The following is a 15,923-nucleotide window of genomic DNA, read 5'->3' as shown; positions in this document are numbered from 1 at the left end:
CTCTGCCACGTGCCGAGCAGAGCGACGGTCTCGCTCCGCCCCCCTCTGCCACGTGCCGAGCAGAGCGACGGTCTCCCGCACAGGAGACGGGCCCAGATCGGCGTTTTCGGCGCGCAAGCGCACTCCAGTGCGCTGAGCACCGAAAACGTCGAGATGGGCCCGTATCCGAAGCGGGTGACCGCCGCTCTAGCGGGCGCAGCGGGCGCCGATGTTGTTTACGCGGTCGATGGGATAGCTGAAGTCGCGGTTGCCTGCGCGCACGTCGGCCGCCGGCGCGCGGTAGCTCCCGCCGCGGGTGACCCGCGTCGCGTCGCGATCGCCGTCCACGCGATGCACGCAGTCGATGCACGGCGTGGGGGGCGCATCCCGCCACCAGTCCATCGTCCACTCCCACAGATTGCCGGCCAGATCCGAGTGCCCCCATCGCCCGTCGCCCCGCGGCTTCGACCCGACCGGCAGGATGTCGCTCAGCGCGCAAGCCCCCGCGGCGCTCCCATCCCCGGTGCAGCTGTAGGACGCGCGATCGCCGTCGATCTCGGAGCCCCAGGGGTAAGGTCGATGCTCGTCGCCTCCCGCAGCCGCATAGTTCCACTCCGCCTCCGAGGGCAGGCGGCCGCCGTCCCACGCGCAGAACGCGAACGCCTCGAACCAGGTGATGCAATTGATCGGCAGCTCCTCGTTCGCCCCGGGGGCGTCGGTCCACGTCCAGAGGCGATCGCCATTGCACTGCAGCGCCGCCTTCAACGCCGCGGTGTTCGGCGCGAGCCGCGTGTTCCACCCCGCGACCCACCCGCTGCCGTTGACGTGGGGGTGCCGGCCAGCGCCGATGGCCGGCGGGCTCTCCTGGACGCCCTGCCCGGCATCCACGAACGCTCGGAATCGCCCCACCGTGATCTCGTACTTGTCCAGGCGGAAGTCGCTGATGGCCGCGGGGAACGAGTCGTCCGTGCTCGGCGTCCCGTCGTAGCCCCTCAGGAAAGTGCCACAGGGGACCATCCTGTTGCCGCAGCAGCTCGCGTCGCCCGGCCCGCAGCTGTCCCCGGCGCCCGGCCCGCCCCCCGCGCAGCTCGGAGGCATGACCATCACGTCCATCGATCCGCACGTGTTCGGGCAACCGGGCTCCCCGCACTCGCACGCCATGCCGCCCGCGCACGTCACGCAGTCCCCGGTTCCGTCGCACTGCGCGCTGCCGTCTGCCCCGCAGGGGGTCCGCGCCGGCCTCGGCCGCTCCGCACACTCACCCTCGCTGCACACCGCTTCCATGCAGGCGCCCTGCGCTGGCGGGCAGTCCTCCGCCGGGTCGACGCAGCTGTCTGTCCCGCCGCCGCTGCTGCTGCTCGCGCCGCTGCTGGTGGCGTCACTGCTGCTGGCGGTGTCACTGCTGCTGGTGGTGGCACCGCTGCTGCCACCGGCCCCGCTTCCACCGCTCCCGACGTCGTGGTCACCAGGGAAATCACGCACCTTCGGGCTGCAACCCGAGACGAGAGAGGTGGCCACGATGAGCGCCAATGTTCTCATGTACGGCATCATACGCGACACGGCGCACCCCCGTCGCTGTTGATGCCGGACCGGCCCGGAGCGTTGCAGCGCCCGACCCGCGCCGGCCTCCGGGTGGCCGGCGCGGCGGCCACCGTTCCACCGACGGCGAACGCCGCGCTGCGTGCGCTGTGGCCCCGTTCGCGCCTCGCCAGCGCGGCACGGCGGCTGGACGGCGCCTGGAGCTCCGTTACTTGCGCTGCCCGGAGCCGCTCGCGGCCGCGCCGTCCCCGGCGCGCCGGCCCGGCTCGATCTGGCCGACGTCGCGGACAGCGCCGTTGGCGGCGCTCGTGGCCATCAGCGCGTAAGCCCGCAGGGCAGGGGAGACCTTCCGATCGCGGTTCGGCCTGAACGCATCGGCGCCGCGCGCCTCGGCGGCGCCGCGGCGGCGATCGAGCTCCGCCTCGCTGACGAGGACATCGATCGTCCGGGCGGGGATGTCGATCCGGATGCGGTCGCCCTCCTCGATGAGCCCGATGGTCCCGCCCTCGGCCGCTTCCGGCGAGACGTGCCCGATGCTCAGGCCCGACGTCCCGCCGCTGAACCGGCCGTCGGTGATGAGGGCGCACGCCTTCCCGAGCCCCTTCCCCTTCAGGAACGACGTCGGATAGAGCATCTCCTGCATGCCGGGGCCGCCCTTCGGCCCCTCGTAGACGATCACGACCACGTCGCCCGAGCGGATCTGGTTGTCCCAGATCGCGTCGCACGCCGCCTCCTGCGAGTGGAACACCCGCGCGGGCCCCTCGAACTTCCAGATCTCGGGATCGACGCCGGCGGTCTTCACGATGCAGCCGTCCACCGCGATGTTGCCGTAGAGCACGGCGAGCCCGCCCTCGCGGCTGTACGCGTGATCGACGTCGCGGATGCAGCCCTTCTGGGCGTCATCGTCGGTGTCGGCGAAGTACTTGTCTTGCGAGAACGCGACCGTGGTCGGCACGCCGCCCGGCGCGGCGAGCGAGCGCTTCTTCGCGGCGGCCGTCGCCGTGGGGCGGCGGATGTCGTTCTCGTCGATGGCCTCGCCCAGCGTGCCCGTGTGGACCGTGCCCACCTGCCGGTGGATGAGCCCAGCGCGATCGAGCTCGCCGAGGATCGTCAGCACGCCGCCCGCGCGGTGCACGTCCTCGACGTGGTGATGCGACGACGGCGCGACCTTGCAGATGTTGGGCACCTTGCGCGACATCCGGTCGATGTCCGCCATCTTGAAGTCCACCTGCGCCTCGCGGGCGACCGCCAGGATGTGGAGCACCGTGTTCGTCGAGCCGCCCATCGCGATGTCGAGCGCCATCGCGTTCTCGAACGCCTCGAACGTCGCGATGCTCCGCGGCAGCACCGAGGCGTCGCCGTCGACGTAGTGCCGCTGCGCGAGCGCGACGACGCGCTTCGCCGCCGCCTCGAAGAGCTCCCAGCGCGCCGCGTGCGTCGCGAGCAGCGTGCCGTTGCCGGGCAGCGCGAGGCCGAGCGCCTCGTTGAGGCAGTTCATGCTGTTGGCCGTGAACATGCCGGAGCACGAGCCGCAGGTCGGGCACGCGGACCGCTCCATCGCGGCGAGATCCGCGTCGGTCACCTTGTCGTCGCTCGCGGCGATCATCGGATCGATGAGGTCGAGCTTCCGGATGAGGGGCTTGCCGTCGCGGTCGTGCGTCCCGACGAGCTTGCCCGCCTCCATGGGGCCGCCCGACACGAAGACGGTCGGGATGTTGAGCCGCATGGCGGCGAGGAGCATGCCGGGCGTGATCTTGTCGCAGTTCGAGATGCACAGCAGCGCGTCGGCGCAGTGCGCGTTCACCATGTACTCGACGCTGTCGGCGATGAGCTCCCGGCTCGGCAGCGAGTACAGCATGCCGGCGTGGCCCATCGCGATGCCGTCGTCGATGGCGATGGTGTTGAACTCGACGCCCCACCCGCCCGCGGCGTCGATGACCTTCTTCGCCCGCTGCCCGACGTCGTGGAGGTGGACGTGCCCCGGAACGAACTGCGTGAAGCTGTTGGCGATGGCGACGATCGGCTTCTCGAAGTCCGCGTCCTTCATGCCGGTGGCGCGCCACAACGCGCGCGCCCCTGCCATGTTGCGCCCCTGGGTGGATGTACGACTGCGGTATCCGGCCATGCCGGGAACCTACTCCGTTCCGGCCCTCGCGCCTAGCCGGCAGGCGGGGCCGGCGCTCGTGGGACCACCGCGCCCGCCGCGCCCGCCGCGCCCGCCGCGCGCTGCGTGCGCTGCGTCCACGAGCGGCGAGGTCGTTCGAGCGGCCAAGGCGGCGCGCTCACCAGGTCTCTCGGGGCTTTGGCTCGCGACTCCGGGCGTCACCGCAGCCCGGTGCCGGCCCTCCGGTCATCGGCCTCGTGGCTTGGACCACCGATCCACGGCGACCATCGCGGCGCCGAGCCCGTCGATGTAGGTGCCGTGCCGGAACGTCGCGCGCTTGAGCGCCACGACCAGCGTGGCCAGGAGCTCGCGCGCCTCGTCTCGTTCTCGCCGCAGGTCCTGGACCTCATCCCGCGACGGCCGGTTGACGACCGCAGCTTGCCCCGCGTCGTTCGTGCCTGTCTGACTCGCTCTCTCGGACATGGGTCTGATCCTCCCATATCAAGTTAGCGCCGCGTCGGCCGCATCATCAACCTCCACAGGAGGTATTTGAATGGGTGTTCGTATCCCGGCCCACCTCAGCTCAGGAGCGCGCGGCGAGGGTGACGAGGCCGCGCGTGATCTCGCGATGGATGACGCGGAGTCCTGCCGCGTCGAGCCTGTCGCAGACCCAATCGGGGGAGAGGCGCAGCTTGCGATAAAAGCTCGCTGACAGCGTCCACCGGCCGTCGTCTCGGCTGCGGGTGTGAACGAGATCGTGCACCTTGACGGTCTCGGGTTCGTACTCGAGGAAACATGTCATGATCACATCTGCCGAGTCGTGTACTGGGATGAACCGGTCGACCCCTTCGAGCTCGCGGGTGAGGTCGCGGAACGTGAGCACGAGATGGCCGCCGGGCGCGAGTCGCCGGGCGCAGCCGGCGAACATCCGCTCCACGTCCGACTTGCTGCCGAGGTGGGGGAGCGTGTCGCCCATGCACACGGCGAGCGCGCAGGGGGGCCCCGAGCGCTCCAGCGCGTCCAGGAGATCCCCTCTCACGATCTCGACGGCGAGCGGCCCGCGGCGCGCGTCGAGCTCGGCGAGGAGCCTGTCCGAGGTGTCCACGGCCGTCACCCTGAACCCGAGCTGCGCCAGCGCGATGGACTGAAAGCCGGAGCCGCACCCGAGGTCGATGGCCTCGGGTGAGCCCCCGGACGGGCCTTCGGAGCGCAGGCCGAGCCGCTCGAACAGCGCCCGCTGCTCGGCGACCTTGGCGTCGTAATCTCCGAACATCCTCGAATAGTGCTCGGCGAGGAGCGTGTCGTAGTGAGCGGCGACCGTGGGCATGGGCTCTGTTCCTCCACGGCCATCCTACCAGCCGCAGGGCCCGCCGGCGCCGGCACACATGGACGCTCGGGCGTGCGCCCTGCGCCGGCGCGCGTCACACATACGCGCACGGGGGCGCACCAGAATCGATTGCGTCCGAAAATTTCTGCTCTGCTTTGACGAAGACATGATATCTTGGTTGAAACGCGACTCTTACTCCGACATCGATTTTCGGGTCGGCGGTGTTGGAAGGCACCGGGAAGGTTCCCGGAGCGAGGTTGGAGAGGGAGAGGTCGCGCTGCTGTGCGCAGCTGGTTTGGTCGGACAGGTGAGAATGAGGCACGGCGGGCTTGGACCGAGCCAGCCTGTCGCTCGCGTGGGTGTTTCGCTCTTCGAGAGCGCGCCTCGCGAAGCGCGCTGATGGACCTGTCGGAGAACCAGCGAGGCGAGCCGGAGAGCCCAGGCAGGCGGTCAGGCCGGGCAACCAGGCAGCCGGAACGACGGGCGAGCCAAAACGACAGGCAAGCCAGATGACCAGGTGAGCTCAGGCGAGCCGCGCCGCACGCCTGTGTGCGCCGCGCAGCCGGAGCCCGGTCGGCCTCTCGCCGAGGCGGCCAGCACCGGAATCTGAGCGAGGCGCGCCAGACGCCCAGGGCGGCGAGAAGCTGACGACACGGACGAAGCCGATGAGCCGCCGACGATGGACGATGAAGGTGAAGCTGCGCGGCGCGCGGGAGCAGCCGCGGCTGGGCGCCGTTGATGCGGGCCGCGCCGGGGACACCCGCGATGATGACGGATGTGGATGTGAATGTGAATGTGAATGTAGATGAGCGTGTGGCCGATGGTTCATGATCGCAAACCCCGTCGAGATCGAGAAATGAGTTGCGGAGGGTGCCAGTCTGCGTCACGATGAGAAGTTTTGTAACTGCGGTGTTTGCGAACCTGCGTAGTTCGCGCGGGTCGTGGGATCGCTTCGAAGTAGCGAAGGAGCGTGGTGCATGAAGACGGTTGGTGATTGGCTCTCCAGGTGCTCGCGATCGCTCGTCGCCGCGGGCGCGGCCGCGCTCCTCTCCGCCACGCCGACCGCGGCCTCGGCAGAGCACCCCGCCACGCCGCGGCAGGCTGCGCCGGCGGCTGCCGGCGCGGAGAGCGCGCCTACGGCAGAGCCCGCCTCGGCCTCCAGCGCGGGCGAGTGGGAGAGCTACTCCGTCGAGGTCTACGGCAGGCTGGTCTCGCGCACGGGGAAGGTCGCGACCCTGCTGCCGCTCGTCTCCACGACCGAGAAGCCGGTCGTCGCGGGGACCAAGGCGGTGCTCTTCCGCAAGGTCGAGGACCCCGGCGGACCGAGATCCTCGAAATGGGTCGAGATCGCCAGGGTGACCATGAAGAAGATCGAGTCGACCGGCAACATGCAGCTCACCATCGACTCGGAGCAGCAGGCGCCTCCCGGCGAGAAGGGCAAGACGCCGAGCCACTTCGTGAAGGGCGCCAGGCTCAAGCTCGCGATCCAGTAGCTCGGCGTCGCGCCGCGGGCGTGAGCCGGGTCGCACCGCTCCGAGGAGGACCGGCGCGGTCGCCGCGAGCGGTGGCGGTGGGAGGGAGTCGGCGCGGGCCCGCGCGGCGCGGGTCGCCGCCGCCGAATGTCGCCGCCGTCGCACGACATTTTGAAACGCGGCGCCTCATCGTTGATAGAGTCGGCTTGCGGAGACGAGCGACGACGATGAACGCCCTTCGATCCTGGCTCTCGCAACTGAACCGCCCCGAGGTGACGGAGTTCGCCGTGGCGACCGGGCGCATGCCCAGCGTCAAGGTCTCGGGCGCCTTCCAGGCCGTCGATCCCGGCGCCCTCTCCACGGAGGACATCCTCATGCTCCTCAGCGCGCTCGGCGGCGGCCGCCACGTCGAGGCCCTCGGCGCGAAGCCGTCGCAGTGGCACATCCGCATCGAGGGCATCGGCGCCATCTCCGTCGTGGCCGCGCGCCAGGGGGACCTCGTGCACGCCCGCATGACGCGGATGCAGTCGTCCGCCGCGTCGGGGACCGCGGCCGCCGCCGCGCCTCCCGCCCGCCCCTCGCAGCAGTTCTCCATGCGGGAGCACCTCGCGCCCGAGGAGGGGCAGCGCCCTCCGCCGCGCGAGGCGGACGCGAAGCGCACGAGCTCCTCGGAGGTCGCGCTCGACCTCCGCTCCCCGCCGCCGCCTGCAGAGCCTCGCGTCAGCCGGCCCTCGGTGGCCCGCTTCGAGGCGCGCGCCGACGATGCGCCGGCCGCCGAGCGCGCCGCGCCGGCCGCCCGCCCGTCATCACCGTCCCCGGAGCCCCGCGCAGCCGCGCGCGCGGTCGCGGCGGGCGGGCGCGCTCGGCCCTCCTCCGCCGAGGTGCCGTCGACCGCCCTCGATGGGCTGCTCGCCATGGCGCGCGATCAGGGCGCGAGCGATCTCCACCTCGTCGCCGGCCGCCCGCCGCTCCTGCGGGTGGCGGGCGAGCTCATGCCCCACGGCGAGCCGCTCGACCCGGCGGCCGTCGAGTCCCTCCTCTTGCCGCGCGTCCCGGCGCGCCTCTCGCCGGTGCTCGACGCAGAGGGCTCGTGCGACTTCGCCCTCGAGCTCGGCGCGCTCGGCCGCTTCCGGGTGAACATCTCGCGCCACCGGCAGGGGTACAAGGGCTCGTTCCGGCTGATAGCGCGCAGCATCCCGACCCTCGCGTCGCTCGGCCTGCCCGACGCCATCGGGCTCGCCACCCGCCACCACCAGGGCCTCATCGTGATCACCGGGCCGACGGGCCACGGCAAGACCACGACGCTCACCGCGATCATCGATATCCTGAACCGCGAGACCAGCCATCACATCATCACGGTCGAGGATCCCGTCGAGTTCGTCCACGCGCGCGGCAAGGCGATGATCAGCCAGCGCGAGGTCGGCACGCACACCCGCTCCTTCGAGAACGCCCTCAAGGCCTCGCTGCGCGAGGATCCCGACGTCATCGTCGTCGGCGAGCTCAGGGACACGGCGACGGTCCGCATGGCGCTGGCCGCGAGCGAGACTGGCCACCTCGTCCTCGGCACCATGAACACCCCGAGCGCGGCGAAGACCATCGATCGGCTGATAGACCTCTTCCCGCCCGGCGATCAGCAGCAGGTGCGCGTCACCCTCGCGGGCGGCCTCCGGCTCATCGTCAGCCAGCGGCTCCTGCCGAGCGAGGGCGGCAAGCGCATGGTCGCCGCCGCCGAGGTCCTGCCCGGCTCCGTCCCGCTCTGGAACCTCATCCGCGACTCCAAGACGTTCCAGATACCGAGCCTCCAGCAGCGGGGGAAGGGCCTCGGGATCATCCGCCTGGACGACTCGCTGGCCGAGCTCGTCCGCGCCGGCAAGACCACGCTCGAGGCCGCGCTCAAGGTGGCGGAGGCCCCCGAGGAGCTCGAGGCCGTCCTCGCCGGGAGGCGGCAGCCCATGCTCACGCCGGACAGGAGGCCGCCCGCCCCGCCGCCCGACGCGTCGAGGTCCGCGCCCATCGAGGCGGGCAAGGGCCTCTTCGAGCGCGCGGGCGCGCTCTTCGGGAAGAAGGGAGCGTAACGTGGCCCGGATCGACCGCCTCTTCGACGAGCTGCTCTCCAGGAAGGGCAGCGACCTGCACCTCGGCATCGGCTATCCGCCGCTCGTGCGCGCCCGCGGCGAGCTCCTCGCCCTGCGCGACACGCCCCTCGACGCCGCCGAGATGGAGGCGCTCCTCTTCGAGATCACGACCCCCGAGGAGACGCGGCGGATCGTCGACGAGCTCGATCTCGACTTCGCCTATTCCTACGCGGACAAGGCCCGCTTTCGCGCGAACTACTTCTACAAGACCACCGGGCTCGCGGCCGTCTTCCGCACCATCCCGAGCAAGATCCTCTCGCTCGACGATCTCGGCTGCCCCGAGATCATCCGCCGGCTGTCCGAGCGGACGAGCGGGCTCATCTTGATCACGGGGCCGACCGGCTCCGGCAAGTCCACGACGCTCGCGGCGATGATCGATCACATCAACCGCTCGCGCGCCTGCCATGTCCTCACGATCGAGGATCCGGTCGAGTTCGTGCACAGCCCCATCAAGGCCCACATCACGCATCGCGAGGTCGGCCCCGACGCGGGCAGCTTCGCGAGCGCGATCCGCAGCGCCGGGCGCGAGGACGCCGACGTGATCCTGATCGGCGAGCTCCGGACCAACGAGACCATGAAGCTCGCCTTGCAGCTCGCGAGCTTCGGTGTCCTCGTCTTCGGCACCGTCCACACGAACAGCGCCGCCGCGACGATCGACCGCATCATCAACGCGTTTCCCGCCGACGAGCAGCTCCAGGTCCGCGGCATGCTCGCCGAGAGCCTCGCCGCGATCATCGCCCAGCAGCTGCTCCGCACGAAGGACGGCACGGGCCGCGTCGCCGCGCACGAGATCCTCGTCGGATCGAGCGCGCTGTCCTCGATGATCCGCGAGGGCAAGACGTTCCAGATCACGAACCTGATGCAGGCAGGCCGCTCCGCCGGCATGCAGACGATGGACATGGCGCTGGAGCGGCTCGTCAAGAAGGACACCATCTCGGTCCAGGCGGCGCTGGAGAAGGCGATCGACAAGGACAGCTTCCAGAAGCTCTTCCCCGACCCGCAGGGGCCGTGACGCAGAATCGAGCCGCGGAGACGCCAGGAGGAGGAGGGGAGAGGGACTCGCTCGTTGCCGTCCTCTATAGCGGGGTGCAGATTCGTGCGCTACGGGCTCAGCCGCTAGGCAGGCGAGTGAGGCGTACGAAAGTACGCCGCAGCGAGCCGAACGACGCGGATGAGCCCGTAGCGCACGAATCTGCACCCCGCTATAGGCGTCCTGGCGCGCTGTCTCGCTAGGACGCGACACCTCCGCTCGTCCGTGGGCGTGGGCCTCCCGAGGCAGATGGCGTGGCGCCGTTCCGCGGCAGATCCACGGTGAAGCAGGCGCCCTTGCCCTTCTCGCTCGACACCTGGATCGTGCCCCCGTGCGCCCGGACGATCTCGTTCGCGATGTACAGCCCGAGTCCGAGCCCGCCGTAGGACCTCGACGAGACCGCCCGCTCGAACCGCTCGAAGATGCGCTCCATGGCCTCCGGCGCGATGCCGGGTCCGTGATCGCGCACGACGATCCGCGCCGTGTCGCCGCGCTCGGCGACGGTCACCTCGATGGTCCCGCCCCTTCCGAACTTGATCGCGTTGTCGAGCAGGCTCCTCAGGACCCGCGCGACGCGGACCCGGTCGAAGCGGCCCAGCACCGGGCGCCCCGCCGCGATCTCGATCCGGCAGCCCGCCCGCGACAAGGGCTCGCGGAGCTCGCTCACGACGTCGCGGGTCAGCGCGGAGAGGTCGACCTCCGCGAGATCGAGGTCGAGCTCATGGCGTGCAATCTGGTTCACGTCGAGGAGGCTCTCGATGAGCCGCTCGATCCGCTCGACCTGCCCGAGGCTCACCGCGACCATGCGCTCGAGCGAGGGGTTCACGATCTCGGTCGCGAGCTTCTTCTGCATCAGCGAGAGCTTCAGCCTGAGCGGCGTGAGCGGCGTGCGAAGCTCGTGGGACGCGACGGCGAGGAACTCCTCGCGGATCTGGACGGCCTGCTGCGCCTCGCGGTAAAGACGCGCGTTGTCGAGCGCCATCGCGCCCCTGCGCGCGAGCTCCTCGACGAGCGGCGCGTCGGCCCCGGTATAACGCGGCGTCGCTGCGGTCCGCATCAGCGAGAGCACGCCGAGACAGCGGCCGCGCGTCACGAGCGGCGCGTTCATGTACGCCGCGGGCGCGAGCTCGAAGAGCGCCTCGGGGCGCGCCGCGCCCGCGGCCCAGCGCCGCATCAGGCCGTCGCTCACGCGGCAGAGCTCGGCACGATCCACGCCGAGGACACGGTGGGGATCCCCGGGCGCGCACGGGGGCGCCGCGGGGTCGCCGGCGGGCGCGGCGAGCTCGCGCAGGCGGGCGGCCTTGGCCTGGGAGTCCGCCGCGACGGCCGCCGGCTGGAGCGCGCCCGCGTCGTCGAGCACGTAGAGCGCGGCGCCCTCGGCGAGCTCGGGCACCGCGACCTCCGCGATCGCGTCCAGCGTCGCCTCGTAGCCGAGATCGGCCGCGAGCCGCCTGCTCGCCTCCGCCAGGAAGCGCTCGGCCATCTCCGCCCGCTTGCGCTCGGTGATGTCCGTCGAGATGCCGCAGACGGCATAGACCGCTCCGGCGGCGTCGTGCAGGGTGAACTTGAGGGACAGGTACGTGCGCGGCTCGTCGTCCACGAGCATGACCTCTTCCAGGTCGAGCGGGCTGTCCGCCTCGATCACCTTGCGGTCGTACGCGGCGAACGCGTCCGCCATCTCCGGCGGGAAGAGCTCGTGATCTCTCTTGCCGATCACCTGCGATCTCGACAGACGAACAAACTGCTCGTACCGCCGGTTGACCAGGAGCAGGCGGCCTTCCAGGTCCTTGACGTAGATGGCGGCCGGTGAGCTATCGATGATGCACTGGAGCATCTCCTCGCTCTTCTGCAGCGCTGCGTAGAGCGACGCGTTCTGGAGCGAGATGGCGGCCTGCGACGAGAGGAGCTCGAGCACCGCGAGCGTGTCCTGGGTGAACGCGCCGCGCATCGCGGCGTTCTCCAGGTAGAGGATCGCGTCGACCCCGGGGCGCCGCGCGATCGGCATGCACAGGACCGATCTCGGCCGGGCCAGCGCGATGTACTCGTCCGCCGAGAACCGCGTCTCCGCCGCGTCGTCGAGGAGAACCGGCTCGCCCGTCCGGACGACGTAATTGACGATCGACAGCGGCAGCGCGGCCGAGGACGCGGGCGCGCGCGCCTCGCCGGCGAGCGACTCCACGAACGGCTTTCCTCCCTCGATCCTCGCCCTCGCCCGGATCCACGCGGCGCCGCGGCGAGCCTCCAGCAGGTAGCCCTTCTGCGCGCCCGCGTGCGCAAGGACGACCCTGAGCAGCGCTTCTTCGAGCCGCGGTATCAGGATCTCGCCCGAGAGGCTCTGAGACGCCCTCACGATCGCCAGCCGATCGAGCTCCTCGGCCGGCATCGTGACCGTGCTCGTCGCGGCGAGCGGGCGCGCCGCGAGGTGCGGAAAGAGGCTGTCGAGCTGCTTCACCTTCCCGTCCGCGCCCCAGCGGGCGTAGCTGCAGCGGGCCGCGCGGAGGTAGGCATCGGCGATCAGGTCGAAGCCGCGATCGCGGTAGAAGGCGGCGGCGAGCTCCTGGCCCAGCGCCTCGCCATGGACGAAGCCGCTCGCGCGCGCGGCCCGGATGGCCTGCTCGTAGAGGCGCATCGCGGAGAGCTCGTCGCCCACGATGCGCGCGATCTCGGCCGACACGAGCGCGTGGCGGTCCGCCTGGTTCGCGGGCTGGACCTCGGCCCAGCGGCGGAGATCCGCCTCGTGCGCCCTCAGGGCGGGGAGGAGCTCTCTTCGCTGCTCCTCTGGCAGGGCGCGGGCATGACACGAGAGCGCGAGCGCGGCGACGTAGGCTTGCGTGCTGACGTGGAACTGGTCTGTCATGGTACCCAGCAGCTCGCCCGCCGCGCGCGACGCGGCCACGGCTTCGCCATGGCGACCGAACAGGAGCGCCGCTTGGGCGGCGTAGAGGCGCCCGTGGAAGCGCGTGATCCGCTCGGCCGCCCCGCGCGGCGGTCCCTCGATGTCATCGGCGCGCTCGCTCGCCCAGCCCGGATCGCGCCCGCGCAAGCGCTCCACGAACCGATGCACGACGGCCAAGGACTCGTGGACGACGTCGTACCGGGCCCGGCGCGCGACGTCCATGTGGCGCTCGGCCTCGGCGGCGACGTCCGCCAGCGGATCGCCCGCGGCGAGGCGCAGCGTCACGCCCTGAAACGAGCAATACGACGCGTAGAGCAGCGCGCCGGTCTCGACGGCCTCGTCAAATGCCTTGTAGAAGAGGCCGACCACGTCCTGCCAGGGGCGGATCCAGGGGTCGATGAAGGTGCTGATCATATGGAGGATCTGCGCCCGGTTCCCGGCCCGGCCGCTGGTCTCCAGCAGCGCGCGGGCGAGCTCGCCGAAGCGGTAGCTCTCCCTGTAAAAGCCGAGGACGCGGCCGATGGTTCCGCCGAACGCGACGTATCCAGGCGGAGAAGCGTCCGAGTTGCCCGCGCGGAGGCTGAGCTGGACGATGCGGCACGCGATGAGGCTGTAGAGGTGCGGATCCGAGAAATAGGCTGACGGGAGGGCGGTCGACAGGGTGGTCATCACGGCCAGCATGTCCGGATCGACCGTGCGCGGCAGGCTGGCGAGCTGCTCGATGCGGCGGTCGCACACCTCGCTCCAGACCTCGCGCGCCGCGCGCTCCACCGCGTCGCGCGTCGGGTGGAGCGGGATGTCGACGTCGAAGCGGCGCACACAGGAGAGGGCGCTCCGCGCTGCTCGCTCGAAATCGCCCCGGGTCGTGTGGAGGACGATCTCGATGTCGTGGACCTCCGAGAGCTCGATCCGGCTCCGGGCGCGCTGCATGAGCACGTCGACGAGCCGTTCTGAGGCGGTGAAGTCGCCGATCAGGAACGCGCAGCGCGCGCTCTCGCAGTGGAGGTCGAGCGCGAGCGCGCGCTCCTTGTCCCAGGCGTCGTCCCCGAGCAGCGCGATGCCCGCCGCGAGGTAGCTGGCCGCGGCTGCGTAGGCTGCAGAGGCCTTGGCTCGCCGTCCCGCCACCAGGTTGAGCCTGGCGATCCGGTCCTTCTCGTGCCGGTCGGTCACGAGGGCGGCGCCCAGGTTGAGGTGGCCGGCGATCTCGAAGACGCGCGCCTCGGCCGCGTCGGGAGGCGCGTGGGCGGCGAGCAGCCGCCCGATGCAGAGGTGCACCGCCCCCAGCTCCGCCTCCGGAATGAGCGCGTGAGCCGCCTGCTGGACACGGTCGTGGAGGAACCGGTACGTGTCGCCGGACCTGAGGAGCAGCCCCTCGCGCACGAGCTCCCGGTGGTCCTCGTGAATGGCGTCCTCGGACCGATCGCGGATGACGGCGAGGGTGCCGGCATCGACGGTATTCCCTACGCAGGCGGCCAGCGTGAGCGCCTTCTGGGCGGGCGGGGAGAGGCGCTTGATCTTCGCGATCATGAGATCGACCACGTTCTCGGCGAGGCCCTTGCCGCGGATCGCGTCGATATCCCACCTGAAGGCGCCTGCGCGCAGATCGACATCGAGCAGGCCCTCTTTGTGGAGCATGGTCAAGAACTGGGTGGCGAAGAACGGATTGCCGGCGGTCTTCTCATGGACGAGGCGCGCGAGCGGGGCGGCGTGCTTTCCGCTCGTATGGACCGTATCGGCGACGAGCCGCCGCACATCCCCCTCGGACAGCCGAGAGAGCTCGACCTTGAGGAGCCTGGTGCCGGCGCCGCGCGCGCGCTCGAGCATGCGCGTCAGCGGGTGGAGCGGGGTCACCTCGTCAGCACGGTAGGCGCCGATGGCGAGCAGGCGCTGCGTCTCGGGGTGGGTGACGAGCTGCTCGAGGAGCGCGAGGCTCGCCGGGTCTGCCCACTGGAGGTCGTCGAGGAAGAGGCAGAGTGGGCGCTCCTCGCGGCAGAAGGCGCCGACGAAGTGCCGGAACACCATCGCGAACCGGTTCTCTGTCTCGGTCAGCGGCAGCTCGGGGACGGGCGGCTGCTCGCCGAGGATGAGCTCCACCTCCGGGAGGACATCGATGATGAGCTGCGCGTTCTTGCCGAGGGCCGCGGAGAGCCGCCTCCGCCACGCGTCCACGACAGGCTCGCTTCCGCTCAGGAGCTCGCGGACGAGCTCGCGGAGCGCCTGGACGATCGTGGCGTAGGGCACGTGTCGGCGTTGCTGGTCGAATTTGCCCGCGGCGAAGAGGCCCCGTTCCCGGACCGCCTTCCGGTAGAGCTCCTGTACCAGCGACGTCTTGCCGACGCCGGCGTCGCCGGAGATGAGGAGAAACTCGGGGGCTCCGAGCCGCGCCACGCGCTCGAAGGCGGCGACGAGGGCGCGGAGCTCGCGCTCGCGGCCGTAGAGCTTCTTCGGGATCTGGAAGAGACCAGAGAAATCGTGCTCTCCCAGCGGGAATGGGTCGATGCGCGCGCGCGTCGTGAGCCCCTCGAGACATCGCTCGAGATCGAGCGTGAGGCCGCGCGCGCTCTGGTACCGATCCTCGGGGGCCTTGGCCAGGAGCTTCATGACGAGATCGGACACGGGCGACGGGAGACCCGGGACGAGCTCCGAGGGAGGCCGGGGGAGGACAGCGGTGTGGCGGTGGACCCACTCCAGGGCGTCGCTGGCCGAGAAGGGCAGGACGCCGGTGAGCATCTCGTAGAGCGTGACGCCGAGCGCGTAGAGATCGGTGCGGTGATCGACCGCGCGGCCCATGCGCCCTGTCTGCTCGGGCGACATGTAGGCGAGGGTCCCCTCGATGACGCTCGGAATCCGCGCGTCGGCCTGGTCCTCCGGGAGGAGGGAAGCGAGATCGAAGTTAGCGATCTTCACCTCGCCTGACCTGGAATCGACGAGGATGTTCTGCGGCTTGATGTCCTTGTGGACGACCCCCTTTGCGTGGATGTCCGCGAGGGCCATCGAAATGCTGCGGGCGATCGTCAAGAAACGTTCGAGCTCCATCGGCGCCCCGAGCTCCCGATCGAGCGAGCGACCCCTGAAGTCCTCCAGGACGAGCGCCGGCCGGTTCCGGTACGTGGTGAGCTCATAGGGCCTGATCGCGGATCGACCGTTGAGCCTCCGCCCGATCGTGAGCTCGTGGCGCAGCCGCGCCGCGTCCCGGCCGTCGAGGGGCTCTGCCCGGGGGATCTTGAGCACGACCGGACAACCGTCCTCGTTCCGGAGGCCGCGATGGACGACGAACCTGGTCCCCTCGCGGAGGATCTCCGTCACGGTATAGCGGTCGGGCGCGGGCATGTCGTTCGACCGGCGGCGACCAGGCCGCGCCGGGCGTGCTGCCCAGTCCGCCGCCGCTCGGGGCTGTGATCATCCCGGCGCTCCACGGACCGACCCTGCGCAGAGAGCCAT

At 70.8% G+C, this 15,923-nt stretch carries 8 protein-coding genes; 3 read left to right on the top strand and 5 right to left on the bottom strand.

The window, feature by feature from the left end:
• Nucleotides 1-186 precede the first annotated feature (186 nt).
• The 4 genes from POL72_RS07110 to POL72_RS07095 form a co-directional block, all read right to left on the bottom strand.
• Nucleotides 187-1,518 (bottom strand): formylglycine-generating enzyme family protein, encoded by a 1,332-nt coding sequence (locus tag POL72_RS07110; RefSeq protein WP_272094265.1) that lies wholly within the window; start codon nt 1,516-1,518, stop codon nt 187-189.
• Nucleotides 1,519-1,726: 208 nt separating this feature from the next.
• On the bottom strand, nt 1,727-3,643 hold the full coding sequence (gene ilvD / locus POL72_RS07105) for a dihydroxy-acid dehydratase (protein ID WP_272094264.1): 1,917 nt from the start codon (nt 3,641-3,643) through the stop codon (nt 1,727-1,729).
• A gap of 225 nt (nt 3,644-3,868) precedes the next feature.
• Complete coding sequence (locus tag POL72_RS07100; RefSeq protein WP_272094263.1) at nt 3,869-4,105, bottom strand: hypothetical protein; 237 nt, start codon at nt 4,103-4,105, stop codon at nt 3,869-3,871.
• A gap of 100 nt (nt 4,106-4,205) precedes the next feature.
• Nucleotides 4,206-4,949, bottom strand: coding sequence for a class I SAM-dependent methyltransferase (locus POL72_RS07095; RefSeq protein ID WP_272094262.1), 744 nt, complete (start codon nt 4,947-4,949; stop codon nt 4,206-4,208).
• Between the two features lie 977 nt (nt 4,950-5,926).
• On the opposite strand from POL72_RS07095, the gene POL72_RS07090 reads away from it, so the two are divergent.
• The 3 genes from POL72_RS07090 to POL72_RS07080 all read left to right on the top strand — a co-directional run bounded on the left by POL72_RS07090 (nt 5,927) and on the right by POL72_RS07080 (nt 9,568).
• Nucleotides 5,927-6,442: a hypothetical protein gene (locus POL72_RS07090; RefSeq protein ID WP_272094261.1), complete on the top strand. Its 516-nt coding sequence runs from the start codon at nt 5,927-5,929 to the stop codon at nt 6,440-6,442.
• A 206-nt stretch (nt 6,443-6,648) separates the two neighbouring features.
• Nucleotides 6,649-8,496, top strand: a complete 1,848-nt coding sequence (locus POL72_RS07085) for a type IV pilus twitching motility protein PilT (protein WP_272094260.1) — start codon at nt 6,649-6,651, stop codon at nt 8,494-8,496.
• A gap of 1 nt (nt 8,497) precedes the next feature.
• On the top strand, nt 8,498-9,568 hold the full coding sequence (locus POL72_RS07080; protein WP_272094259.1) for a type IV pilus twitching motility protein PilT: 1,071 nt from the start codon (nt 8,498-8,500) through the stop codon (nt 9,566-9,568).
• A gap of 217 nt (nt 9,569-9,785) precedes the next feature.
• Here the strand turns inward: POL72_RS07080 and POL72_RS07075 are convergent, their stop codons facing one another.
• Nucleotides 9,786-15,812 (bottom strand): sensor histidine kinase, encoded by a 6,027-nt coding sequence (locus tag POL72_RS07075; RefSeq protein ID WP_272094258.1) that lies wholly within the window; start codon nt 15,810-15,812, stop codon nt 9,786-9,788.
• Nucleotides 15,813-15,923: the final 111 nt, after the last annotated feature.

Source organism: Sorangium aterium, from assembly GCF_028368935.1.
Lineage (GTDB): Bacteria > Myxococcota_A > Polyangia > Polyangiales > Polyangiaceae > Sorangium > Sorangium atrum.
Note: the sequence above shows the minus strand (reverse complement) of the source record. Positions and strands in the feature narration are given on the sequence as shown.